This is a genomic window from Agromyces sp. Marseille-Q5079, assembly GCF_051016555.1.
Taxonomy (GTDB): domain Bacteria; phylum Actinomycetota; class Actinomycetes; order Actinomycetales; family Microbacteriaceae; genus Agromyces.
In genome coordinates, this window is the sequence record NZ_JBPEJF010000012.1 from 53687 (window position 1) to 76274 (window position 22588).

Here is a 22588-nt window from a genome sequence, read left to right on the forward strand (position 1 = left end):
GGCCGCCCGACCCGGTCTCCCGGGCGAGCGGCCTCGACACTGCTGGGAACGATCAGCCGCGACCCTGCTTCGCGTACGGGTTCGCGAGGGCGTCGGCGATGATCGCCTCGGCCGTGTCGGGGTGCAGGCCCTCCTCGGTGGCCGACGGCGCGGCATCCGGCGGGAACGACTCGGTCATCGACATCGGCATGGCGCCGTTGCGGTAGAGGTTGTTCGAGCCCTGCGAGGGCTTCCAGTCGTTCGGCTCCCAGTCGGGCACGTAGTTGCGGTAGCCGCCCGTGTTGACCTCGACGCGCATGCCGCTCGGGTCGCGGAAGTAGAGGAAGTTCTGCTCGCCGATGCCGTGGATCGAGGGGCCGTACTCCATGGCGACGCCGTTCTCCATGAGCACGTCGGCCGCCTGGAGGAGGTCTTCGCGGGTGTCGACCCAGTAGGCGTAGTGGTTCACGCGGCCGGCGCGCTGCGACGTGTCGAGCACGACGCCGAGGTCGTGCGACTTCTCGTTGGTCGTGATGACGCCGAAGACGGTGACCGGGGCCTCGTCGAGCACGGTGTAGGCCATGATGCGGAATCCGAGGACGTCGCGGTACCACTCGGCGAACCCGCGCACGTCGCGTGCGGCGACGGTGACGTGGTCGAGCGAGCGAGGTCCGACCGCGTGACGCGTGCGGCGCTCGGGGCGGTCGGGGAAGACCGAGGCGAACTCGCCGTCGGCCTGGTACTTGTCGACGTCCCAGAACAGCTTCATGGTGTGGCCGTAGGGGCCGGTGAAGGTGTACGAGCGACCGTGGCCGAAGCCCGAGTCGTGCCAGACGCCCGTGACGCCGGCGGCCTCGATGCGGCGTGCGGCCTCGTCGAGAGCCTCGTCGCTCGTGGTGCGCCACGCCATCTCGACGAGGGCCGGTTCGGCGCCGTGCGAGATCACGAGGCTGTAGTCGTAGTAGTCGCCCCACGAGCGCAGGTACGTCTTGCCGCCCTCGCTCGCGATTGCACGAACGCCGACGAGACGCTCGTAGAAGGCGACGGATGCCGCGGGGTCGGGTGCCGCGATCTCGACGTGCGCGAGGTGGGAGAGGAGTTTGATCATCGTTGATCCTTCGGTCGTTCCGATTGGGCTGAGCGCACGTGGCGCCACAAGACCACCCTGAGCGGCGGGCGGGTATTCGGGAAGGTGAATCCTTGGATACCCCGCATAGATGGCAGTGATGGCCGCTGGCTGGCGGGAGCGGCAACGCGGGTATCAGGAAGGGTGATGCGCGGTATCACCGATCTCCGCTTTCCTGATGCGCGCGGACGCTCTTGAATCGAGCACACCGGATGCATCGAGGCATCCGGCGAACGGAGATCCACACGTGACGACGTCGTCAAGCCCGACCGTCCCCTTCGCCCTCGCGCGCTTCGCCTCCGACACCGGCCCAGTGCCCGGACTCGTCGTCGGTGATCGCATCCGCCAGCTCTCCGCCGAGGAGCTCGGAGCCGAGTCGCTCAACGAATTCCTCGCCGCGGGCGAAGCCGCCTGGGATCGCATCGCCGCCCTCGCCGCGCTCGCCGAGACCGAGGACGAGCTCGCCGATGCCGCATGGCAGCCCCTCGAGGCCGTCACCCTGCTCGCTCCCGTCGAGCCCCGCCAGGTGCTCCAGACCGGCGCGAACTACCGCACGCACGTCATCGACCTCGTCGTGGCCGGCCGCGCGAAGCAGGACCCGCGCCCGATCGAGGAGCTGCGCGAGTGGGCGGCCGACCTCATGGACCGTCGCGCACGCGAGGGCATCCCGTACTTCTTCATCGGCCTGCCCGCATGCGTGGTCGGAGCCGGCGAGATCCTCGAACTGCCCGCCTACAGCGACCAGCACGACTGGGAGCTCGAGCTCGCGGTGGTCATCGGTTCGCCCGCATTCCGGGTGAGCCGTGAAGATGCGCTCGCCCACGTCGCCGGCTACACGATCGTGAACGACATCACGACGCGCGACCTCGTGTTCCGCCAGGACATGAAGGACATCGGCACCGACTGGTACCGCGCCAAGAACGCCCCGGGCTTCCTGCCGACTGGCCCGTTCCTCGTGCCGGCCCGTCACATCGCCGATCCCGGCAACCTGCGCCTCACGCTCACCGTCAACGGCGAGACGATGCAGGATGCCACGACCGAGGACCTGCTCTTCGACATCCCCGCGCTCATCGCCGCGGCATCCGAGACGATGCCGCTGCTGCCGGGGGACCTGCTCCTGACCGGCAGCCCCGCCGGCAACGGCGTCGTCCACGGGCGGATGCTGCGTGACGGCGACGTCATGATCGGAACGATCGAGGGCCTCGGATCGCAGGTCGTGCGTACAACAGCAGCACGGGTGCCGGCATGAGCACGACGACCGAGAACCCGCGTGCGCTCACCGAGGACCCGGCCGAGCTCGACCGCAGCGACCCGATGACGCATATCGCGGCGGCCGCCGAGGCGTACCGCAACTGGGGGCGGTGGGGCGAGGATGACCGGCTCGGCACCCTCAACCTCATCGATGACGACGCGCGGGCCCGGGCCGCGGCCCTCGTGCAGCGCGGGGCGTCCTTCTCGCTCTCGCAGCCCTTCGACATGAACGGCCCGCAGCAGGGATGGCGCCGACGCACGAACCCGGTGCACACGATGCTCGACACGGGCACCGACGCCGAGTTCGTCGGCCAGGGCTTCCCGCACGGGCTCGGCGGCGCCGATGACGTGATCGCGATGCCGCTGCAGTGCTCGACCCAGTGGGACGGCCTCGGCCACATCTTCGATCGCGGCGTCGCCTGGAACGGCCGCCCGGCCGGCCGCGTCGTCACGAGCGAGGGCGACCTCGTCACGGGCATCGAGCACGCGGCATCCGCCATCGTCGGGCGCGGGGTGCTGCTCGATGTCGGCCGGTTCCTCGGACCCCGGCTCGGCGAGCCGGGCAGCAGCGAACTGCCCGACGGCTACGCGATCACCGTCGACGACCTCGAGGCGTGCATCGCCGCGCAGGGGCCGACCTCGCACGTCGGCCGCGGCGACCTCCTGCTCGTGCGCACCGGCCGCTACGCCCGCGCCAAGCGGGAGGGCTGGAACGGCTACGCCGGCGGCCCGAGCGCCGGGCTCTCGTTCACGACCGCCGGCTGGATCCACCGCACCGAGATCGCCGCGATCGCCACCGACACGTGGGGCTTCGAGGTGCGCCCCAACGAGTTCGACGAGGCGTTCCAGCCGCTCCACCAGGTCGTCATCCCGAACATCGGCCTGACCGTGGGGGAGATGTGGGACCTCGACGCGCTCGCCGAGGACTGCGCCGCCGACGGCCGGTACGAGTTCCTCCTCACCGCCCCGCCGCTGCCGATCACCGGCGCGGTCGGTTCACCCGTCAACCCCATCGCCCTCAAGTAGCCCTCACGCCCGGACCCACCCGGACGATCCGCAGTACGACCCGGCACCACCGCAGAACCACAAGGAGTCAATGATGACCGCAGTCTCTCGAGTCGCCATCGCCGGGGGAGGAGTCGCCGGCATCGCCGCCGCGATCCTCCTGGCGGAGGGCGGCGTGCACGTCGACGTGTTCGAGCAGAAGCCCGACCCCGGTGCGCTCGGCTCCGGCATCACCCTGCAGGGCAACGCCCTGCGCGTCTTCGACCGCCTCGGCGTCTGGCCGGCCGTGCAGGAGGAGTCGTACTCCTTCGATGTGCTCGGCATCCGCGCACCCGGCCCGGAGGCCCCGGTGCTCGCCCAGATCCCCGACCAGCGCACCGGCGGCGAGGAGTTCCCGGCCACGGCGGGGATGTACCGGCCGGACCTCGCCCGCATCCTGACCGAGCGGGCACGCGAGGTCGGTGCGGCCGTGCACCTGGGTGCGACGGTCACCGCGTTCGAGCAGGATGCCGATGGCGTCGACGTGACGCTCTCCGACGGGAGCGCCCGGCGCTACGACCTGCTGATCGGCGCCGACGGCCTGCACTCGAGCATCCGATCGATGCTCGGCATCGACACCCAGCCGCACCGCACCGGCATGGGCATCTGGCGCGCGTTCGTGCCGCGGCCCGAGTCGGTCACGCACACCGACCTCTACTACGGCGGCCCGGCCTTCATCGCCGGGTACTGCCCGACCGGCGAGGACACCATGTACGCCTACCTCGTCGAGGCGGCGCAGGACCACGGCGACCTCGCCGAGGCCGAGCGCATCGACCTCATGCGCGAGCTGTCCCGAGGGTACGGCGGACCCTGGGACGAGATCCGCGCCTCGCTCACGGAGTCGGCGCGGGTGAACTACACCTGGTTCACCGCCCACCTGGTGCCGGATGCCTGGAACCGCGGTCGAGTGGTCATCATCGGCGACGCGGCCCACAGCTGCCCGCCCACGATCGCCCAGGGCGCCGCGCAGGCGGCCGAGGACGCCCTCGTCCTCTCGGAGCTGCTGCTCGGTCGCGACGCCGTCGACGACACCCTGTGGGAGGAGTTCCACGCCCGGCGCCTGCCGCGCGCGCAGGCCGTCGTCGAGGCATCCGTGCAGGTCGGGCAGTGGATGCTCGACCACGATCGCGACGCCGACGTTCCCGGGCTCATGTACCGAGTCGGCTCCCTGGTGAGCGAGCCGGCATGAGCGTGAACGACCCCGTCGTCGACGTGCACGCGCACGTCCTGCTGCCGGCGCTGCAGGGCGTCGTGCAGGCCGCCGACCCGGAGGGGTTCGCGGCCGCCGCGGCCCTCGAGGCGCGGCGCAACGGACCCGAGTCGCAGGCGGCATCCGGTGCGATGATCCGCGAGCGGTTCTCGAAGCTGACCGATCTCGCGGCCCGCCTCGAGGCGATGGACGCCACGGGCATCGACATCCAGGTCGTCTCGCCGTCGCCCTCCCACTACTACCCGTGGGCGGATGCCGCGCTCGCCGATCAGGTCGCGCGGGCGGCGTCGCTCGCGACCGCCGAGCTCGTGGCCTCGGCACCCGACCGCCTCCTCGGCCTCGGCCTCGTGCCGTTGCAGCATCCGTCGCTCCTCGTCGGCGCCCTCGAGTACGCGGTGCTCGAGCTCGGACTCGTCGGCGTCGAGATCTCGTCGAGCGCCGGCGACGTCGAACTGTCCGACGAACGGCTGGAGCCGTTCTGGACCCGCGCGGAGGAACTCGACGCCGTCGTCTTCCTGCATCCGTTCGGCTGCACGCTCGACGAGCGGCTCGACCGCTTCTACCTCGCGAACACGGTCGGCCAGCCCACCGAGAACGCCGTCGCGCTCTCGCACCTGATCTTCTCGGGCGTGCTCGACCGGCATCCGCGCCTGCGCATCGTCGCCGCGCACGGCGGCGGATACCTGCCCGGGAACATCGGGCGCAGCGACCACGCGTGGCGCGTGCGGCCGGAGGCGCGCGGATGCAGCGAGCCGCCGTCGAGCTACCTTCGACGGCTGTGGTTCGACTCGCTCGTGCACGACGCGGCGGGCCTCCGTGCGCTCGTCGGTGCGGCCGGCGCCGACCGGGTCGTGCTCGGCAGCGATTTCCCGTTCGACATGGGCGTCGACGATCCCGTCGCCCTCGTGCGTGAGGCCGGGCTCGGCGCGCCGGCCGAGCAGGCCATTCTGTCGGGCAGTATCCGGGCGCTCATTCCGGCCCTGGACCGGGCGGCGACGAGATGAGGATCGCGCGGTGGGAGCACGGCGGCACCGTCGGCGAGGGCTTCGTCCTCGACGAGGACGTCGTGCGCTTCCCCGATGAGCTGACCGTCGCGGACGTGCTGCGCATGGGCCTGGCCGAACTGCCGTGGATCGCGGATGCCGCGGCGGCGGCCGCCGAGACCGAGCCGACGCGCCGACGCCCCCTCGCCGACGTGCGGTTGCTCCCGCCCGTGGTGCCGCCGAGCGTGCGCGACTTCGTCGCGTTCGAGGAGCACGTCGAGGGCGTCGTGCGCTCCGTCTCGGGCGGGCAGGGGGTCGACGCGGAATGGTACGAGTTCCCGACCTTCTACTTCACGAATCCGCACTCGCTTATCGCCACGGGAGACACGGTACGGCCACCGCAGACTGAACGGCTCGACTTCGAGCTCGAGGTCGCCGCCGTCATCGGCGCGGTCGCGGGCAGTGACGGCGCGAACCTCGACCCGGCCGAGGCCGGTGCCCACATCTTCGGCTACACGATCTTCAACGACTGGTCGGCCCGCGACATCCAGGGCCGGGAGATGAAGGTGCGGCTCGGCCCCTGCAAGGGCAAGGACTTCGCCACCACGCTCGGCCCCTGGATCGTGACCGCCGACGAGTTCGCCGACCGCCACGACGACGAGGGGTTCCTGCCCATCGGCATGGAGGTGCTCGTCAACGGCGTGCGGATCGGCCACGACCTCCTCTCGAACATGGGCTGGCCGTTCGCCGAGCTCGTCGCGTACGCCTCGCGCAACTCGCGCGTCGCACCCGGCGACGTGCTCGGCTCGGGCACGGCAGGGAACGGCGGATGCCTCGGCGAGCTGTGGGGACGCACCGCCGCGCTCGTGCCGGCGCCGCTCGTCGAGGGCGACGAGGTCGTCATGCGCGTCGAGGGCATCGGCGAGATCCGCAACGTCGTCGGGCCGGCCGTCGTCGCCCCGACCATCGGCCCCGCTCGCACGCGGCCCCGCACCCGACCGACCACCCCGGTGCACACCGAATTCACCACCCTCGCCGGCCGGTCCGTCGCCGACTGACCGAGCCGCCACCGCATCACCTGACCGCATCGCCCGCCACATCACCCGCCCCGGAACCACCCGAACGCATCACCCCCGCACCATCGCCCCCAACCCGTCACCCCACCACCCCACACCGATCGAGGAGATTCAATGTCGAATACCCGCTCGGCGACGCAGCCCGTCGCCACCCGCACCGCCGGCTTCTGGCAAGCGGTGCTCCTGCTCGCGGGCAGTTGCATGCCCGTGCTCGGATCGGTGCTCATCACGCCGATCCTGCCGCAGCTCTCCGAGGTGTTCGGCGACCAGCCGGGCTCGGAGGTGCTCGTGCCGATGATCGTCGCGATCCCGGCGCTCATCATCGCGATCTTCGCGCCGTTCGCCGGACAGATCGTCGACCGGCTCGGACGCAAGAACCTCCTGATCGTCGCGATGTTCGCCTACGCGCTGGTCGGCACCGCGCCGGCGTGGCTCGAGGACCTGCAGCTGATCCTGTTCAGCCGCGTGCTCGTCGGCGTCTGCGAGGCGGCGATCATGACCGTCTGCACGACCCTGATCGTCGACTACTTCCACGAGGAGAAGCGACGCACCAGGTACCTCGGCCTGCAGACCGTCGTCACCACGTTGGCGGCCACGGTGTTCATCGCCGTCGGCGGTGCCCTCGGCGTCGCCGGATGGCACACGCCGTTCTGGGTGTACGCGATCAGCATCCTCATCGCGGTGCCGATGATCTTCCTCCTGTGGGAGCCGAGCCGCGACGACCGCACCGATGCGCACGTCTCGACCGGTGAGAAGGTGCGCGTGCCGTGGAAGCTGCTCGCGGCGCCGCTCGTCGTGACCCTGTTCGGCGGCTTCACGTTCTACGTGCTCATCATCGAGACGAGCTACCTCGTCGTCGGCACGGGCGTGGCCGCGACCGACACGGGCGTCATCGGCCTCGCCGCGGCGCTCGCCTCGCTCGCCACCGCCGCCGGCGCGTTCACGTTCGCCCGCATCGCGAAGCTCGCGCCGCGGGTGCAGCTGCCGGTCGCGTTCGGCCTGCAGGCGATCGGCATGCTCGTGATCTGGCTGGGCGGCGGCCTGCCGGCCGTCATCATCGGCGCGATCATCGCCTCGGCGGGCTCGGGCCTGCTGCTGCCGACCCTGGTGACCTGGGCACTGTCGAAGATCGCGTTCGAGGAGCGCGGTCGCTCGACCGGCTGGTGGCAGACCTCGTTCTACCTCGGGCAGTTCCTCACCCCGATCCTCATGGGCGGGCTCGCCGCCGCGGTCGGCGGCCTGTCCGTCGCCGTCGGGGTGGTCGGCATCGCCGCGGCTGTGGTCGCGATCGTGCTCGGGGTGCTGCTGCGTAGCCGGGCTGCGACGGGGGACCGGGCCGCGGCCTGACGCCCGGCGGCGGCCGACGCGCGCCGGACACCCGGCATCCGCATCGCTCAGGTGCGGATGCCGGGTTTCGGCGTTCGTTCTCATCCATGACTTCGATCCGTACCCGCCCGCGCATTGCAGCGATTGATATGCTCGGATCCCGAATCGCCCGTTCCGCCATTCCGCCGATCCGAAAGCACGATGCCGTGTCCGATCGCTCCCTCTCGCGCCTCGACCTGAACCTCCTGGTCTCGCTCGACGCGCTGCTCACCGAACGCAGCGTCACGCGCGCCGCCGAGCGGCTTCGGCTCAGCCAGCCGGCGCTCAGTGCCTCGCTCTCGCGACTCCGCGCCCACTTCAACGACCCGATCCTCGCCCGGCAGGGCAACACGTACGAGCTCACCCCGCTCGCGTCCCGCCTCGCGGAGCAGACCGGCTCAGCACTCGACGCCGCCCGTCGCGTCTTCGAGTCGCAGGCCGAATGGGATCCGGGCGAGTCGACGCGCGAGTTCGCGGTCTACGGGTCCGACTACGCGTTCGCGACGATCGGGCGACGCGTGTCGGCGCTCGCCGCCCATCGCGCCCCGGGCGTGCGGTTCCGCTTCCTCCTGCACAACCCGCAGATCGTCGACGACGCGACGAACCGGCTGCGCAGCGCCGACGGCATGCTCATGCCGCACGGCTTCCTCGACGGCCTGCCCTACACCGACCTCTGGACCGACGGATGGGTGATCGTCGCGGCCGACGACAACCCCCTCGTCGACCACCCGCTGACCATGGACGACCTCGCCGCCCTGCCGTGGGTCTTCACCTACCAGTCGAGGTCGGCGTTCACCTCGGCCACCCGGCAGATCCAGCAGCTCGGCATCGAACCGCGCGTCGAGGTCGTCGTCGAGAGCTTCCTCAGCCTTCCGGGCTTCGTGGCCGGCACGTCGCGGCTCGGCCTGGTGCAGGCCGGCCTCGCCGACCACGTGCGCGCGATGCCCGGGCTCCGCGTGCTCGAGCCCCCGTTCGAGGCGACCGAGATCCACAACGCGCTGTGGTGGCATCCGATGCACCGTCGTGATCCCGAGCACGAGTGGATGCGGGGGCTGTTCGCGGAGGCGGGGGCCGCACTCGCGGCCCCCGGCGACCCGGATGACATCGGGCATGCCCCGCGGTGACGAGGTTCAGGTGAACGCGGCGCCGTGGCGTTGCAGGGTGACCGCCCGGCCGAGCGGGTTCCCGTCTTCGATCCATCGGGGGAGCGTCGAGGGTGCGAAGAGGTTCTCGACCGCGAGGACGGCGGCACCCTGAACACCTTCGAGGTAGTCGAGCGATGCGGGCCTGATCACGAGCCCGCGGGCGACGAGGTCGGTCACCCTGCTGCGGACGACCTCGTCGATGTCATCGACGATCCGGTCGCCGGCGCGGAGGACTCCGCCACCGATGACGAGCGTCCCGGGGTTCGTGAAATTCACCAGATTGGCGGCGACCTCGGCGACGGTGCGTGCGTTCGACTCGATGAGTTCGTTCGAGAGGGCGTCGTCCCGGCGGGCGGCGGCGCCGAGGTCGCCCAGTGCGAGCGTGCCGGTGCGCTCGAGGATGCCGGACAGAGTCGGGCTCTCGCCGACTCGTCGCCGGGCCTCGGCGAGCATCGACCAACCGCTGGCCACGGCCTCGAGGCATCCGACCTTGCCGCATCGGCAGACCTTCGTCGGGTCGTCGGTGATGTGCGTGTGGCCGATGTCGCCGGCCGCGCCGTTCTCGCCCCGGACGAGTCTGCCCCGCACGACGATTCCGGCGCCGACGCCAGTGCCGACCTTGATGAAGAGCATGTCTCGGCCGTCCCGCGCCGGGCTCCTGGTCCATTCGCCGAGCGCCATCAAGTTGACGTCGTTGTCGACCCAGACCGGCGCGTCGTAGCGCTCACGAAGCCAAGTGCGGGCGCTGAAGCCGTCCCATCCGGGCATGATCGGGGGGGCCACGAGCCGTGCCGACTCGTAATCGACCGGACCGGGAAGGCCGACCCCGACGGCCCAAGGGCGGCCCCGGAATCGTGACGAGAGCGTCTCGAAGTTCTGGTGCACTCGCTCCATGGTGGCCTCGGGGCCGGCAGCCAGATCCCAATCCTCATGCGCCACCTCGAGAAGTCGTCCCGAGAGGTCGGAGACTGCCACCGTGAACTCGCTCGCGCCGATGAGGGTCACGAGGACGTGGCCGGCGTCGGCGCGGAACCGCAGCGTGCGCGCCTGGCGGCCGCCCCCGGATGGGGCCAGCGCGCCCTCTTCGACGAGCCCGAGCTCGATCGCCTGCTCGACGCGTTGTGCGACGACCTTCCGCCCGAGACCGCTCCGTGCGATGAGGTCCGGTCGGGTATCTGCCGCACCTGTGCGGATGAGATCGACCACGGCCGCCAGCGCCGCGCTGTCGAGCGCGGCGGCGACGAAGCCGTCGGCGGATGGCCGGTCCAGCATGGGACGGCCGCCCACCGGCTGCCGCTCGGGCACGGAGATCGACGCCTCTTCCGGTGTTGCAGTCGAGGTCATCGGGTCCCCTTCCAGGGTCGGCATCCGGTGGACGGCCATGATCTCATGATCCAGCGGTACCGGGGTCGGTGGTCGCGCGGCGCTCGACCATCGCAGCCTGAACCTCGGGCAGTCGCTTCTCCAGGCGGTATGAGGCGATCGCGACGATCTGCAGTCCCGCGATGGCGACCGGGAGCAGGATGTACAGCCACATGATGCCCTCGGAGGTTGCCGGGGTGAGCTCCGCCGGGTTGTACGCGATGGCCGCGAGCCCCCATGCGAGCATCGCCGAACCGAGTGCGGCACCGATCTTCGTGCTCATGCTGTAGCCCGAGAAGAGCAGACCCTCGTCGCGACGCCCGCTGCGATACTCCTGCCATTCGACCGTGTCCGCAGTGAGCGCGGGAGCGGCGACGAATCCGAAGCCGCCGACGACGTTGGCCAGGAAGAAGACCGCAGTGAAGGCGACGAGGTTGTCCTGGAGGAACGGGAGGGCCGCCGTCAGCGCGATCGAGGCGACGAGGCCGAGGATGATGCCACGGCGCTGGCCGAGCACGCGCAGGATCGGAGCGGTCAGAAGCGAACCGATGACCGCAGACAGGGAGAAGGCGAGCAGCACGATCGAGATGGCGGCCGGGTTGTTCAGCACGTAGAGCGCGTAGTAGACGGTGCCGCCCGTGATCACGCCGAGTCGGGCGAAGGCGAGGATGGAGAAGGCGAACACGGCCATCCACGGACCATTCTTCGCGAGGGCCTTCAGGGACGCCCGAAGGCTTCCCCGCTCGAGCTTGGCCGGCGTGAGCGGGACCCGCTCCTTCACCCAGGCGAACACGAGCCAGAACAGCACGAGCCCGATGAGCGCGAAGATCGCTGCCGTGACCCCGAATCCGAACGAGGAGGTGGGTGAGCCGCCGATCGCGGTGACCAAGGGCTGGAAGGCCGTCGAGACGATGATGATGCCGATGCCGACGCCGAAGGAACGCCAGCCGGCCAGCTTCATCCGGGCACCGGAGTCACGGGTCGTCATGGCCATGAGGGCGCCATATGGCACGTTCACCGCCGAGTAGGCCAATCCGACGAGGATGAACGTGACCGTGGCGAATCCGATCGTCCAGACGTCATCGCCTCCGGCAGGTGTGACGAAGGTGAAGATGGTCAGGCCGGCGAGTACTGGGGCGCCGAAGAGCAGGTAGGGGCGTGCCCGGCCCCAGCGCGTGTTCGTGCGGTCGAGGATGACGCCGACCATCGGGTCGAAGAACGCATCGAGGAGCCGGGCGACGAGCATGACGGTGCCGGCGATGCCGGCGCTGATCAGGGCGACATCCGTGTAGAAGAAGAGCAGATAGCTCGAGATGGTCGTCCACGTCAGGTTCGACGCGATATCGCCCAGGGCGAACGCCGCCTTCTCCCGGGGTCGGACCGCGCGAGGGTCATCGGGGGATCCGAGCGCGCGCACGTCGAGCGGGGTGATGGAGCGAACGGCGGCAGTCTGCGCCAAGGGCGGGGTCTGGTTACTCATCGTTGAGGATTCTCCACGTCGAAGGAATGGTTGTGAGCGATCTTGCGTGCGTGCAGCGCAGAAGTCAAGTTCCCATGACAAATCGGGACGACTGGCGTACTCCTCCCGAGGCTCGACTCGACAGGTCTGGTCAAGTATTGCCTAAACAGGATGGGATGAGAGGGCATTGGCGAGGTGGCGTATTTGCTTTTGCGCGCCACGCACATAAGATATTGATGCGGTCGCCGCGAGCAACCGCCTTTCTTGTACCTGGAGGTTCGATGTCTGCAACCCAACGCGGGGCCGATCCCGCTCTCAGTCGAAGGACCGAGGTCGACGTGGTGATCGTTGGCAGCGGTCCGGCCGGGGCGGCCTACGCTCGCACCCTGACCGAGCGTGCGCCGCACGCCCGGGTTGCGATGTTCGAGGTGGGCCCGACCGTGAGTACGCCCCCGGGCAACCACGTGAAGAACATCGTCGATCTCGCCGAACGCGCCGACTCGCAGCGCCGTTCCGAGGGGCCTCGGCCGCAGCTCGACGCCGACTCGACCGACACGATGGACGACTACGCGAACGATGCGGAGCGGCTCGTCCGACCAGGGACGTTCCTGCTGCGTGATGGCTGGCGGCAGCCGGGTGAAGACGGGCTGCCGGCAGCGGCGATGTCCAGCAACGTCGGCGGCATGGCTGCTCACTGGACGGGTGCCTGCCCGCGGCCGGGGGAGGGCGAGCGCATCGCGTTCCTCGACGACCTCGACGACCTTCTCGCCCAGGGCGAGCGACTGCTCGGCGTCAACGCCGCCCTGCTCGCAGACGCTCCGCTCGCCGACCGGGTGCGCACCAACCTCGGAGCAGCGCTCGATGCCGACCGTCTCCCGGAACGACGGGTGCAGCCGATGCCCCTCGCAGTGCGACAGGCGGAGGACGGAACGCTGCACTGGTCGGGATCCGACGTCGTGTTCGGCGACGAGACCCGGTCCAATCCCAACTTCACGCTGTTCGATCAGTCGCTGGTCACCCGCGTGATCACCGACGACGACGGTGCGGCCGGCGTCGAGGTGCGCGACCTGCGTACCGGCGATCACTATTCGGTCGGTGCAAGGTTCGTCGTCGTGGCCGCCGACAGCCTTCGCACGCCGCAGGTGTTGTACGCCTCGGGGATCCGTCTGGACGCGCTCGGCCGATACCTGAACGACCAGCCGCAGATCGTCTACGCGGCTCAGCTCCGCGACGCCGACGACGTGCCGGTCGCCACCGTACGCGGCACCGCGATCACCGCCCAGAGCGGCGTGAGCTGGGTGCCGTTCACCGACGCGGAGCCGTTCCATGGGCAGGTCATGCAGCTCGATGCCTCGCCCGTTCCGATGGATGGCGAGGCAGTACCCGGTTCGATCGTCGGCCTCGGCTGGTTCTGCGCCAAGGACATCCAGGCGAGCGACCGAGTGGAATTCTCGGAGACCGACGTCGACGACTACGGAATGCCGGCTCTGCGGATCCACTACACCCTGACCGATCGCGATCGAGAGACGCTCGATCGAGCTCGTGCCTCGATCACGGCAGCAGCGAAGGCCGTGGGGGAGCCGCTCGGCGATGCGCCCTTCGCCTTCCCGTCCGGCGCCTCCCTGCATTACCAGGGCACCGTGCGCATGGGCGCGACCGATGACGGCACCTCCGTGTGCGGCCCGAACTCCGAGGTCTGGGGCGTGCGCGGACTGTACGTGGCGGGGAACGGTGTCATCCCGACGCCGACCGCCTGCAACCCCACCCTCACGGGCGTCGCCCTCGCGGTCGGCGGCGCTCGAGATCTCGCCGCAGTCCTCGAACTGCGGAACATCCGGCACGACCGCACGGAAGCGAGGACCACCGATGCTCGAGCGTGAACTCATCCAGAACCACGGCGTTCGGAACGTCGTCGTCGACGGTCAGGTGACCGGATTCCAGTTCCGGCTCCGCATGCCGAACTACCGCGGCGTGTGGGGCAGCCTCATCGATGGCGTCGACGTCGTCGTCGACGGCGTCGGGTTCGACCGCGAGCTTCCGCGATGGACCCTGCAGGGCCGAGAATTCAGCATCCAACAGCTGCGGCAGACGGCAACGGAGGTGCGGTGGCAGCTCGATGAGCTCGCCACCATCACGGTCCCGCACCACGGCGGGCTCGCCATCGGCGTCCACGATCTCGCGGTCGACATCGCGATCCACGCGCCCTACATCCCGGCGGAATTCCAGCCGTCCCTGTTCCACTCCGAGCGGAAGGTCACGATCCTCCCATGAGCGCCACACTGAAGTACGGCGTCTCCCTGTACAGCTACACGGGCGACATGAACACGGTCCTCACGCTCGAGGACGCGATGGCCGAGATCGCGGACCTCGGCGCGACGGGCATCGAGATCCTCGGCGAGGGCAACATCCCCGGCTACCCAGCGCCGACCGCTGCGTGGATCGACGAGTGGCGACGGCTGCTCGACACGTACGGGCTCGAGCCGACGAACTACGGTTCGTGGATCGACTCGCGCATGTGGCGCGACCGCGATCTCACGGTCGACGAGGGCGCCAAGATGCTGGCGGGTGATCTTCGCCTCGCCTCAACGCTCGGATTCACCACGCTCAGGCCGAAGATCGGCGTGGTCTCGATGGACCTGACGCCGCACCCCATCTGGCAAGGCGTGATCGAGCGCAACCTCGACCTCGCCGCGGAGCTGGACATCGTGATCTGTCCAGAGATCCACGCCCCCACGCCGATCAAGCACCCGGTCGTCGCGGAGTACATCGAGTTCATCCAGCGCACCGGAAGTGATCATTTCCGACTGATGATCGACACGGGAGTATTCCAGCGCGCCATCACGAACGTGCAGCACGACGGTCTGAGCGATGAAGCGCAGGAGGAGGGTTGGCGCAAGCCGCTCGCCGTGCCCATGGCCGACCTCGTAGACGTACTGCCGTACACCGCGTTCATCCAGACGAAGTTCTTCGAGATCGGCGATGACCTCGTGGACCATCAGATCCCGTGGCGTGAGATCCTCGCGACCCTGCTCGAGCACCAGTGGTCCGGCTATCTCTCGAGCGAGTTCGAGGGAGACCGTCTGCCGTACCGAAGCATCGAGCAGGTCCGCCGCCAGCATGCGTTGCTCCGCCGGATCGAGGGAGAGCTCCGTGCTGCGTGACTCAGGCGCACCGCCACGCGTCGGCATCATTGGCGGCGGCTTCATGGCGACGGTTCACAGCCGTGCTGCCCGTGCCGCCGGGGCGGAACTCGTCGCCGTCGCATCCTCGACGCCCGCCCGATCTCGCCGAGCCGCGGAAGACCTCGGCTTCGCGCGCGCTTCGGATTCCGTCGACGACCTCCTCACCGCCCCGGAGATCGACGTCATCCATGTCTGCACACCCAACGCGACGCATGCCGACCTGGCTGCGCGGGCGCTCGCGGCCGGAAAGCACGTCGTCTGCGAGAAGCCGCTGGCCACGGAATCCGCAGATGCAGCGGCGGTCACCGCGCTGGCCGCGGCATCCGGCCTGATCGCCGCCGTCCCGTTCGTCTATCGGTACCACCCGATGATCCAGGACCTCCGGGCACGCGTCGCCGTCGGCGAGCTCGGACGTCTGATCATGGTGCACGGCGCCTACCTGCAGGATTGGCTCCTCGACCCGAGTGACGAGAACTGGCGCGTCGGCAATGCCGACGGCGGCAGGTCGCGCGCATTCGCCGACATCGGATCGCATCTCGTCGATCTCCTCGAATTCGTCACCGGTGAACGAGTCGAGACACTGTGCGCGACGACCTCGATCGTGCATCCGACTCGCGGCGGTTCGGCGGTCGCCACGGAGGATGTCGCCGCGGTGACCGTCAAGTTCACCGGTGGCGCCGTCGGCACTCTGCTGGTCTCGCAGACCGCCGCCGGCCACGACAATGACCTGCGGATCGAGATCGCCGGAACCTCCAGCTCGATCGCGTTCGTGCAGGAGCAGCCCGATTCGCTTCGCATCGGGCGGCGAGGCGCCGTCACGACCGTGTCCCGAGGCGCATCGGTGATGTCGCGCGCCGCAACTGAGCTCTCGATCGTCCCGGGTGGTCATCCCATGGGCTACCAGGATGCATTCAACGCCTTCGTTCGAGACGTGTACGCGGCGATCGGGGGAGCCGTTCCTGAGCGGATGCCATCGTTCCGTGACGGCCTGCGGATGGTTCGCGTGACCGACGCCGTGCTCCAGTCAGCCGCCTCTGAAGGGTGGGTCGCCGTCGAACGAGAGTTCGTCGCTGCTGGATAGCGTCGAGCGTCGAACCTCGGGTGGACCGGACCGGACCGGACCGAACCGATCCGCAGTGCGTGTCGGGTGTCAGCGCGCTGGTCGGGCAAGCAATCGGGCAAGCGTCGTCAATCGGTCGACGAACTCGTCGTCGGTCTCCTCCGTCGGACTCCAGAATTCGGCGCCGTACATGGCTCGGAACGAGCATTCCGCGTACAGCGTTCGCACCAGCATCGCGGCTCGTTCGGGGTCGACGTGCTCGAGCCGGCTCGCGAATCGTTCGACGACGCCGCGGGAGAGTTCCGCGCCCCGCTCGAGCAGCGCGGGCTCCGCGGCCGCACGCGCGATGACCGCGCGAAGCAGGTCGCGGTGCTCGGAGAACACCGCTGCCATCGCACGCGCGATGCCCTCGATCGTGCCACCGGATGCCTCGAGCGCGCGGTCCTCGGTCGCTTCGACGGCCCGCATGCCGCGGTCGTAGACGGCGAGGAACAGGCCGGAGCGCCCGTCGACCCGCGCGTAGATCGATGGCGCGGACACGTCTGCGCGACGGCAGATCTCGCCCACGGTGAAGGCGTCGTAGCCTTCGGTGCGGAGCAGATCGAGCCCCACCGCCAGTACTCGCTCCCACGCGTCACGACTTCGAGCTTGGAGCGGGGGGCGCACGGCATCGGTCACCATCCCATCCTGCAGGATGCCCGCACGGTTCGGGTGCGGGCATCCCGTCGTCGTCATCGTTCGGCCGGGGCCAGGATCCCAGCGCCCATCTCGGCGAGCTGGGCGACGATCTCGCCAGGGCTGCGTTCGCCGACCTGTCGTTGCAGCAATGGGGTGCGGTCGAGGATGAAGTCGCGCACGGGACGCAGTACGGAAGGCGCGTGATGGAACACCTTGCCGAGGATGTACGCCTGCTGCACCTGGGAGCGTGTGTGCGGGATGCGGAGCTGCTCATAGGCGCCGAGCGCGGCGACCACGTCGGCATCGTCGGCGAGATCGACGCCGACGAGCGCCTGCCCGAGGAAGTATCCGTCGCAGATCGACATGCCCGCTCCGTACGCCGCGTAGGGGGAGGTCGCGTGCGCGGCATCCCCGGCGATCGTGATCCGCCCCTTCGACCACCTCTCCAGCGGTGCGAGGTCGCGGATCGGCCACCGTTGGAGGTGCGCGACATCCGTCCGAGCAACGAGGTCCGAGAGCGGGCCGCGGAATCCCGCAGCCAGCCCGGTCGCATGCGCACGAAGGTCGGCGGGAGCTTCCTGGTCGTCGCGCCAGGCTTCGAGGACCCACCACTGAATTCCGTCTCGACCATCCCGCCGAATCGAGGAGTACGTGCCCTGCACGGTGCGGTTGTGGGTGAGCACGACCTCGCCGCGCTCGAGCCCGGGCACGTCATCTATGTCGAAGGTGAAGCCGCCGATGATGTGCAGATGATGCGGCCGCTTCGGCGTCGCGCCCCACAGGTGGCGGCGAACCGTCGAGTCGATGCCGTCGGCGCCGATCAGCACCGGAGTCTCCACGATCTCGCCGTCGGAGAACCGCAGGGTCACGCCGTCGCCATGGTCGTCGATCGAGGCGAGCTCCCTGCCGGTCTGCACGACGCCGTCGGGAATCGCGGCGAGCATTCGGCTGTACAGGTCCGGGCGGAGCATTCCGATGAACCCGCCTCCGTACCGGGCCACGACGTCATCGGGAATCCGGACGTCTGCACGGACGTGTCCTGGTTCGGAACGGAACGTGGTGTGGCACGGTGCTCCGAGATCGTCGATGTCGACTCCCATGTCCTCCAGCGCCTTGATGGGCGGAGGCCAGAGGTTCAGGATGTTCCCCGCGGGGCGGGCCTGAGCGTACCGCTCGTAGAGGCGAACGTCGTGACCGGCCTTGAGCAGGCCGAGTGTGGCCGCCATGCCGGCTGGGCCGGCGCCGAGGACGGCGATCGGGGTGGGTGTGGACATGCGCTCCTCCTTGAGTGCTCGCTTAAACTGTAAGGGCATTACAGTTTGTCGCTCATCGCAAAAGCGGATGAGTGAGATCCGTCGCGCTGATACCCGTCCGATGGGTGGGGGCTGGGTAGGCTGGGCGCACAATTCATTCCGTTCGAAGGCGCGCGCAGTGTCCGATCGTTCCCTCCCCGGTTTCAGACGGAGGTCGTCGAGTGCCCCGCGGTGACGACGGACGCAGCGTCGCCGAGAAGCTCTTCGCGATCGCCGACGCGTTCGAGCGCGGCGACGAGCTGACGCTCAGCGAGATCGCCGAACGCGCCCGACTGCCGCTGTCGACCGCGCATCGCCTGCTCGGGGAATGGGTCGAGTGGGGCGGCATCACCCGCTCGGGCGACGGGCGCTATCGCGTGGGCATCAAGCTGTGGCGACTCGCGGTGCGCCAGCCGTCGTCACGGCGGCTGCGCATCGCGGCCAAGCCGTACCTCGAGGACCTCTTCGAGTCGACCGGGGAGCACGTGCACCTCGCCGTGCGCGAAGGGCTCGGCGCGGTCTACCTCGAGCGGATGTCGGGTGCGAACGCCGTGCCGTCGATCACCGACATCGGCTCCAGGCTGCCGCTCTACGCGACCGGCGTCGGCCAGGCGCTGCTCGCGTTCGCGCCACCCGGCGTCTTCGAGGACGTCATCGCGGCGGGTCCGCGCAAGTTCCTGCCGGGCACGATCGTCGAGGAGGCAGCACTGCGAGAGCGGATGTCGCAGATTCGCGCTGCCGGTGTCGCGACCTCCGTCGAAGCGCTGACCAAGGGCGCATTCTCGGTCGCCGCCCCGGTGCGCGACGCCACGGGCGACGTCGTCGCTGCGGTCTCGATCATCGCGCACGTCGAACGGCGCGACGAGCCGCAGTTCGCGCTCGGCGTGCGCATCGCGGGCCGGGGCATCTCGGCGGCGCTCGGGTATCGGCCGTAGGCGATCGACGCCCGTCGGGGGCCGAGGACGACGCCGGCGGGTTCCATCAGATGGAAACCGGGATGCGGCGACATCCGCCCTCGCAGCACGATGGTGCCACCCTTCCATCGACGCGAGAGGACGCAGCGTTGCGAACCCAGGTGGTCATCATCGGAGCCGGACCCGCCGGTCTCCTGCTCGGGCACATCCTGCACCGGGCCGGCATCGCCTTCACGATCCTCGAGGCCCGCTCGCGCGAGTACGTGCTCGGCCGCATCCGGGCCGGCGTGCTCGAGCAGGGCTCGGTCGACGCGCTCGCCGAGCTCGGCCTCGACGCCGACCTGCGCGAGCGCGGGCTGACCCACCACGGCATCCACCTGCAGTTCGAGGGCGTCCGCCACCACGTCGACTTCGTCGACCTCGTCGGCCGCACCGTGACCATCTACGGGCAGCAGGCCCTCGTGCGCCACCTGCTCGCCGAGCACGACCGGCTCGGCAGCGACATCCGCTTCGAGGTGGCCGACGTCACCCCGACCGGACTCGACGGCTCCAGCCCGAGCGTGTCCTTCACGGATGCCGGTGCGGCGACCTCGATCGACGGCGAGGTCATCGTCGGCGCCGACGGCTTCCACGGTGTCTGCCGACCCGCGATCCCCGGCATCCGCTCGTTCGAGCGCTCCTTCCCGTTCGGATGGCTCGGGATCCTCGCGGAGGTCCCGCCGTCGACCGATGACCTCATCTACGCGCTGCACGCCGACGGGTTCGCGATGCACTCGATGCGCTCGCTCGAGGTGTCGCGCCTCTACCTGCAGGTCGACCACGACGCGTCGATCGACGACTGGTCGGACGCCCGCATCTGGGACGCGCTGCAGACCCGGCTCGGCGTCGACGGCTGGACCCTGCACGAGGGCGAGGTGATCGAGAAGTCGATCACGCCGATGCGCTCGTTCGTGGCCTCGACGATGGCGCACGGGCGATTGTTCCTCGTGGGCGACGCGGGGCACATCGTGCCGCCGACCGGCGCGAAGGGCCTCAACTCGGCGATCGCCGACGTCGTGCTGCTCGGCCGAGCGCTCGTCGCGGGCCTGCAGGAGGCCGACGAGTCCGGCCTGCGCGGGTACAGCGACGCCGCGCTCGCCCGCCAGTGGAAGGTACAGCAGTTCTCCGAGTGGATGACCGACCTGCTCCACGTCCATGACGCGCCGGATGCCTCGGCGCGTGAGTTCGCGTACCGCAGCCAGGTCGGCCGCCTCGAGTACGTCACCGGGTCGCGCGCCGCGCGGCAGAGCCTCGCCGAGCAGTACGCCGGCCTTCCCTTCATCACGGAGTGACCATGCCACGCCTCGCATCCCAACCCGACCTGTCGCAGCAGGTCATCAGCGCCGAGATCACCGACCGCCACGCCCTCGAGCGCGACGCCGCGGCATCCGAGGGCCGTGGGCTCGCCGCCCACCCCCGACGCGACTTCGCGCCGTATCGGTCGACCCTGCTGCGGCATCCGACGCACGAGCTCGTGCGCGCCGACCCCGAGGAGATCGAGCTGGTCTCGCCGGCGTTCGGCCACACCGACGTCGCGGCCGAGGAGGCCGACCTCACCATCCAGCACACCGGGGAGCCGCTCGGCGAGCGCATCATCGTCACGGGTCGCGTGCTCGACGGCGAGGGGCGGCCGGTGCGCAACCAGCTCGTCGAGATCTGGCAGGCGAACGCGTCCGGTCGCTACGTGCACAAGCGCGACCAGCATCCGGCCCCGCTCGACCCGAACTTCACCGGCGTCGGGCGCATCATCACGGGCGACGACGGCTCGTACCGACTGACCACGATCAAACCGGGCGCGTACCCGTGGAAGAACCACCGCAACGCGTGGCGGCCGGCGCACATCCACTTCTCCTTCTTCGGCTCGGCGTTCACGCAGCGCCTGATCACGCAGATGTACTTCCCGGGCGACCCCCTGTTCCCGCTCGACCCGATCTACCAGTCGATCGCCGACCCGGTCGCGCGGGAGCGACTCGTGGCCGCCTACGACCACGACGTGAGCGAGCCCGAGTGGGCGATCGGCTACCGCTGGGACGTCGTGCTGACCGGCCCCAAGTCGACCTGGATGGAACCGGAGGACGCCGACCATGCCTGAGCAGACCCCGCCACTCGGCCAGACGCCGTCGCAGACCGTCGGCCCGTTCTTCGGGTACGCCCTGCCGTACGCGGGCGGACCCGACGTGCGCGCTCCCTGGCAGCCCGACGCGATCCGCGTGCACGGCACCGTCTTCGACGGCGCGGGGGAGCCCGTGCCCGACGCGATCGTCGAGATCTGGGGTGCGGATGCCGCGGGCCGGGCGTCGAGCGAACGCGGATCCCTCGACCGCGACCAGCACGGTTTCGCCGGCTTCGGCCGGGCCGCCGTCGACCGCGCCGGCCGCTTCTCGTTCACGACGGTCAAGCCCGGGGCGATGCGCGCCGGCTCGGCGCCGTACCTGCTCGTGACCGTGTTCGGGCGCGGCATCACGCACCACCTCTTCACCCGGGCGTACTTCGGCGACGAGCCCGAGGCGAACGCCGCGGATCCGCTGCTCTCCCGCATCGCCGCCGACCGGCGGGGCACGCTCGTGGCCGAGCCCGACGCCCCGGCCTCATACCGGTTCGACGTCCGGCTCCAGGGCGAGGGCGAGACCGTGTTCCTCGACTACGGCACCGAACTGTGATGGAGTCGAGGCGATGACGGACTGGGGACTGCTGGATCCTGGGGCGACCGACACGACGGGCACCGACGACGACGCCGTGCTCTCGGCGATGGTCGACGTCGAGCGGGCGCTGCTGCTCGCATGGGGCGACGAGCTCGACGAGTTCCTCGAGCCGCAGGCCGACGCGCTCGACCCCGCCGCGCTCGATCGCGGCGTGCTCGCCGAGGGCGTGGCGCACGACGCGGTGCCCGTCGTCGCGCTGGTGCCGGCGCTGCGGGCGCAGCTCGAGGCGATCGGCCTCTCGGCCGATCGCCTCCACCTCGGCGCGACGAGCCAGGACGTGCTCGACACGGCGCTCATGCTCGTCGCCCGCGACGCCCTCCTCGCGACCCGTTCGGCCCTCGTCGAGGCGGGCGCCCGCCTGGCCGCGCTGGCCGACGCCGAGCGGCACGGCCTGCGCATCGCCCGCTCGATCGCCCGCCACGCCGAGGCGAGCACCCTCGGCGTGCTGGCCGCGGGCTGGCTCGACGGCGTCGGCTCCGCCATCGTCGCGATCGACGCCCTCGCCTTCCCGGTGCAGTTCGGCGGCGCCGTCGGCACCGGCACCGCAGCGGATGCCGCAGCGGGCCGCCCCGGCGCCGCCGACGCCGTGCGGGCCGACCTCGCCGCCCGACTCGGGCTCGCCGACCCCGGCCGCGCCTGGCACGCCGAGCGCACGCCAGTGCTCGCCGTCGCCTCGGCGACCGCGCTCGGCCGCATCGCGAACGACGTGACGTTCCTCTCG

Annotated in this window: 21 protein-coding genes; 16 read left to right on the top strand and 5 right to left on the bottom strand. The window is 70.1% G+C overall.

Annotation, left to right across the window (positions count from 1 at the left end; translation table 11 throughout):
- Positions 1 to 52 precede the first annotated feature (52 nt).
- The gene (locus ACR3IO_RS19005) at positions 53 to 1087 is read right to left on the bottom strand and encodes a VOC family protein (RefSeq protein WP_434072789.1); all 1035 of its coding nucleotides are present in this window, start codon (positions 1085 to 1087) and stop codon (positions 53 to 55) included.
- Positions 1088 to 1352: 265 nt separating this feature from the next.
- On the opposite strand from ACR3IO_RS19005, the gene ACR3IO_RS19010 reads away from it, so the two are divergent.
- The 7 genes from ACR3IO_RS19010 (at position 1353) to ACR3IO_RS19040 (ending at position 9158) form a co-directional block, all read left to right on the top strand.
- Positions 1353 to 2354 carry a fumarylacetoacetate hydrolase family protein gene (locus ACR3IO_RS19010; protein ID WP_434072790.1) on the top strand — a complete coding sequence of 334 codons (1002 nt, stop codon included), beginning with the start codon at positions 1353 to 1355 and terminating at the stop codon, positions 2352 to 2354.
- The gene (locus ACR3IO_RS19015) at positions 2351 to 3382 is read left to right on the top strand and encodes a cyclase family protein (protein ID WP_434072791.1); all 1032 of its coding nucleotides are present in this window, start codon (positions 2351 to 2353) and stop codon (positions 3380 to 3382) included. Before ACR3IO_RS19010 ends, ACR3IO_RS19015 begins: the two co-directional genes overlap by 4 nt.
- Before the next feature lie 73 nt (positions 3383 to 3455).
- Complete coding sequence (locus tag ACR3IO_RS19020) at positions 3456 to 4589, top strand: FAD-dependent monooxygenase (RefSeq protein WP_434072792.1); 1134 nt, start codon at positions 3456 to 3458, stop codon at positions 4587 to 4589.
- Entirely contained in the window at positions 4586 to 5614 is a 1029-nt protein-coding gene (locus ACR3IO_RS19025) for an amidohydrolase family protein (protein ID WP_434072793.1), read from the top strand. Before ACR3IO_RS19020 ends, ACR3IO_RS19025 begins: the two co-directional genes overlap by 4 nt.
- A complete protein-coding gene (locus ACR3IO_RS19030) occupies positions 5611 to 6651 on the top strand; it encodes a fumarylacetoacetate hydrolase family protein (protein ID WP_434072794.1) in 1041 nt (346 codons plus the stop codon). Before ACR3IO_RS19025 ends, ACR3IO_RS19030 begins: the two co-directional genes overlap by 4 nt.
- Before the next feature lie 132 nt (positions 6652 to 6783).
- Positions 6784 to 8016 (top strand): MFS transporter, encoded by a 1233-nt coding sequence (locus tag ACR3IO_RS19035; RefSeq protein ID WP_434072795.1) that lies wholly within the window; start codon positions 6784 to 6786, stop codon positions 8014 to 8016.
- Between the two features lie 185 nt (positions 8017 to 8201).
- Positions 8202 to 9158: a LysR family transcriptional regulator gene (locus ACR3IO_RS19040; protein WP_434072796.1), complete on the top strand. Its 957-nt coding sequence runs from the start codon at positions 8202 to 8204 to the stop codon at positions 9156 to 9158.
- Positions 9159 to 9164: 6 nt separating this feature from the next.
- On the opposite strand, the gene ACR3IO_RS19045 is transcribed toward ACR3IO_RS19040, so the two are convergent.
- Both ACR3IO_RS19045 and ACR3IO_RS19050 read right to left on the bottom strand, forming a co-directional pair.
- The gene (locus ACR3IO_RS19045; protein ID WP_434072797.1) at positions 9165 to 10523 is read right to left on the bottom strand and encodes an ROK family protein; all 1359 of its coding nucleotides are present in this window, start codon (positions 10521 to 10523) and stop codon (positions 9165 to 9167) included.
- A 43-nt stretch (positions 10524 to 10566) separates the two neighbouring features.
- Entirely contained in the window at positions 10567 to 12021 is a 1455-nt protein-coding gene (locus ACR3IO_RS19050) for an MFS transporter (RefSeq protein WP_434072798.1), read from the bottom strand.
- 2 nt (positions 12022 to 12023) lie between these two features.
- Here ACR3IO_RS19050 and ACR3IO_RS19055 point away from each other — a divergent pair, with 2 nt between their 5' ends.
- Genes ACR3IO_RS19055 through ACR3IO_RS19070 form a run of 4 tightly spaced genes read left to right on the top strand, consistent with a single transcriptional unit; the run spans position 12024 to position 16263 of the window.
- Complete coding sequence (locus tag ACR3IO_RS19055; RefSeq protein ID WP_434072799.1) at positions 12024 to 13880, top strand: GMC oxidoreductase; 1857 nt, start codon at positions 12024 to 12026, stop codon at positions 13878 to 13880.
- Complete coding sequence (locus ACR3IO_RS19060; protein WP_434072800.1) at positions 13867 to 14271, top strand: C-glycoside deglycosidase beta subunit domain-containing protein; 405 nt, start codon at positions 13867 to 13869, stop codon at positions 14269 to 14271. Before ACR3IO_RS19055 ends, ACR3IO_RS19060 begins: the two co-directional genes overlap by 14 nt.
- Positions 14268 to 15161, top strand: a complete 894-nt coding sequence (locus tag ACR3IO_RS19065; protein WP_434072801.1) for a sugar phosphate isomerase/epimerase family protein — start codon at positions 14268 to 14270, stop codon at positions 15159 to 15161. Before ACR3IO_RS19060 ends, ACR3IO_RS19065 begins: the two co-directional genes overlap by 4 nt.
- Positions 15118 to 16263: a Gfo/Idh/MocA family protein gene (locus ACR3IO_RS19070; protein WP_434072802.1), complete on the top strand. Its 1146-nt coding sequence runs from the start codon at positions 15118 to 15120 to the stop codon at positions 16261 to 16263. The genes ACR3IO_RS19065 and ACR3IO_RS19070 overlap by 44 nt, the downstream gene beginning before the upstream one ends.
- Positions 16264 to 16332: 69 nt before the next feature.
- On the opposite strand, the gene ACR3IO_RS19075 is transcribed toward ACR3IO_RS19070, so the two are convergent.
- Positions 16333 to 16920, bottom strand: coding sequence for a TetR/AcrR family transcriptional regulator (locus tag ACR3IO_RS19075; RefSeq protein WP_434072803.1), 588 nt, complete (start codon positions 16918 to 16920; stop codon positions 16333 to 16335).
- Between the two features lie 53 nt (positions 16921 to 16973).
- Positions 16974 to 18194 carry an FAD-dependent oxidoreductase gene (locus tag ACR3IO_RS19080; protein WP_434072804.1) on the bottom strand — a complete coding sequence of 407 codons (1221 nt, stop codon included), beginning with the start codon at positions 18192 to 18194 and terminating at the stop codon, positions 16974 to 16976.
- A gap of 200 nt (positions 18195 to 18394) precedes the next feature.
- On the opposite strand from ACR3IO_RS19080, the gene ACR3IO_RS19085 reads away from it, so the two are divergent.
- The 5 genes from ACR3IO_RS19085 to ACR3IO_RS19105 all read left to right on the top strand — a co-directional run.
- On the top strand, positions 18395 to 19147 hold the full coding sequence (locus ACR3IO_RS19085) for an IclR family transcriptional regulator (protein ID WP_434072805.1): 753 nt from the start codon (positions 18395 to 18397) through the stop codon (positions 19145 to 19147).
- A gap of 128 nt (positions 19148 to 19275) precedes the next feature.
- Positions 19276 to 20457, top strand: a complete 1182-nt coding sequence (locus ACR3IO_RS19090) for a 4-hydroxybenzoate 3-monooxygenase (protein ID WP_434072806.1) — start codon at positions 19276 to 19278, stop codon at positions 20455 to 20457.
- A gap of 2 nt (positions 20458 to 20459) precedes the next feature.
- Positions 20460 to 21257: a protocatechuate 3,4-dioxygenase subunit beta gene (pcaH, locus tag ACR3IO_RS19095; protein ID WP_434072807.1), complete on the top strand. Its 798-nt coding sequence runs from the start codon at positions 20460 to 20462 to the stop codon at positions 21255 to 21257.
- Entirely contained in the window at positions 21250 to 21825 is a 576-nt protein-coding gene (pcaG, locus tag ACR3IO_RS19100) for a protocatechuate 3,4-dioxygenase subunit alpha (RefSeq protein WP_434072808.1), read from the top strand. Before pcaH ends, pcaG begins: the two co-directional genes overlap by 8 nt.
- A 13-nt stretch (positions 21826 to 21838) precedes the next feature.
- Positions 21839 to 22588, top strand: a 750-nt coding sequence (locus ACR3IO_RS19105) for a lyase family protein (RefSeq protein ID WP_434072809.1), incomplete at its 3' end; no start/stop codon positions are given.

What these genes read in the sequence shown, in the direction of transcription:
- ACR3IO_RS19050 (WP_434072798.1), bottom strand. Translation starts at nt 12,021, where the DNA reads ATGAGTAACCAGACCCCGCCCTTGGCGCAGACTGCCGCCGTTCGCTCC.
- pcaH (WP_434072807.1), top strand. Translation starts at nt 20,460, where the DNA reads ATGCCACGCCTCGCATCCCAACCCGACCTGTCGCAGCAGGTCATCAGC.
- ACR3IO_RS19060 (WP_434072800.1), top strand. Translation starts at nt 13,867, where the DNA reads ATGCTCGAGCGTGAACTCATCCAGAACCACGGCGTTCGGAACGTCGTC.
- ACR3IO_RS19030 (WP_434072794.1), top strand. Translation starts at nt 5,611, where the DNA reads ATGAGGATCGCGCGGTGGGAGCACGGCGGCACCGTCGGCGAGGGCTTC.
- ACR3IO_RS19070 (WP_434072802.1), top strand. Translation starts at nt 15,118, where the DNA reads ATGCGTTGCTCCGCCGGATCGAGGGAGAGCTCCGTGCTGCGTGACTCA.
- ACR3IO_RS19005 (WP_434072789.1), bottom strand. Translation starts at nt 1,087, where the DNA reads ATGATCAAACTCCTCTCCCACCTCGCGCACGTCGAGATCGCGGCACCC.
- pcaG (WP_434072808.1), top strand. Translation starts at nt 21,250, where the DNA reads ATGCCTGAGCAGACCCCGCCACTCGGCCAGACGCCGTCGCAGACCGTC.
- ACR3IO_RS19080 (WP_434072804.1), bottom strand. Translation starts at nt 18,194, where the DNA reads ATGTCCACACCCACCCCGATCGCCGTCCTCGGCGCCGGCCCAGCCGGC.
- ACR3IO_RS19045 (WP_434072797.1), bottom strand. Translation starts at nt 10,523, where the DNA reads ATGACCTCGACTGCAACACCGGAAGAGGCGTCGATCTCCGTGCCCGAG.
- ACR3IO_RS19065 (WP_434072801.1), top strand. Translation starts at nt 14,268, where the DNA reads ATGAGCGCCACACTGAAGTACGGCGTCTCCCTGTACAGCTACACGGGC.
- ACR3IO_RS19015 (WP_434072791.1), top strand. Translation starts at nt 2,351, where the DNA reads ATGAGCACGACGACCGAGAACCCGCGTGCGCTCACCGAGGACCCGGCC.
- ACR3IO_RS19035 (WP_434072795.1), top strand. Translation starts at nt 6,784, where the DNA reads ATGTCGAATACCCGCTCGGCGACGCAGCCCGTCGCCACCCGCACCGCC.
- ACR3IO_RS19020 (WP_434072792.1), top strand. Translation starts at nt 3,456, where the DNA reads ATGACCGCAGTCTCTCGAGTCGCCATCGCCGGGGGAGGAGTCGCCGGC.
- ACR3IO_RS19025 (WP_434072793.1), top strand. Translation starts at nt 4,586, where the DNA reads ATGAGCGTGAACGACCCCGTCGTCGACGTGCACGCGCACGTCCTGCTG.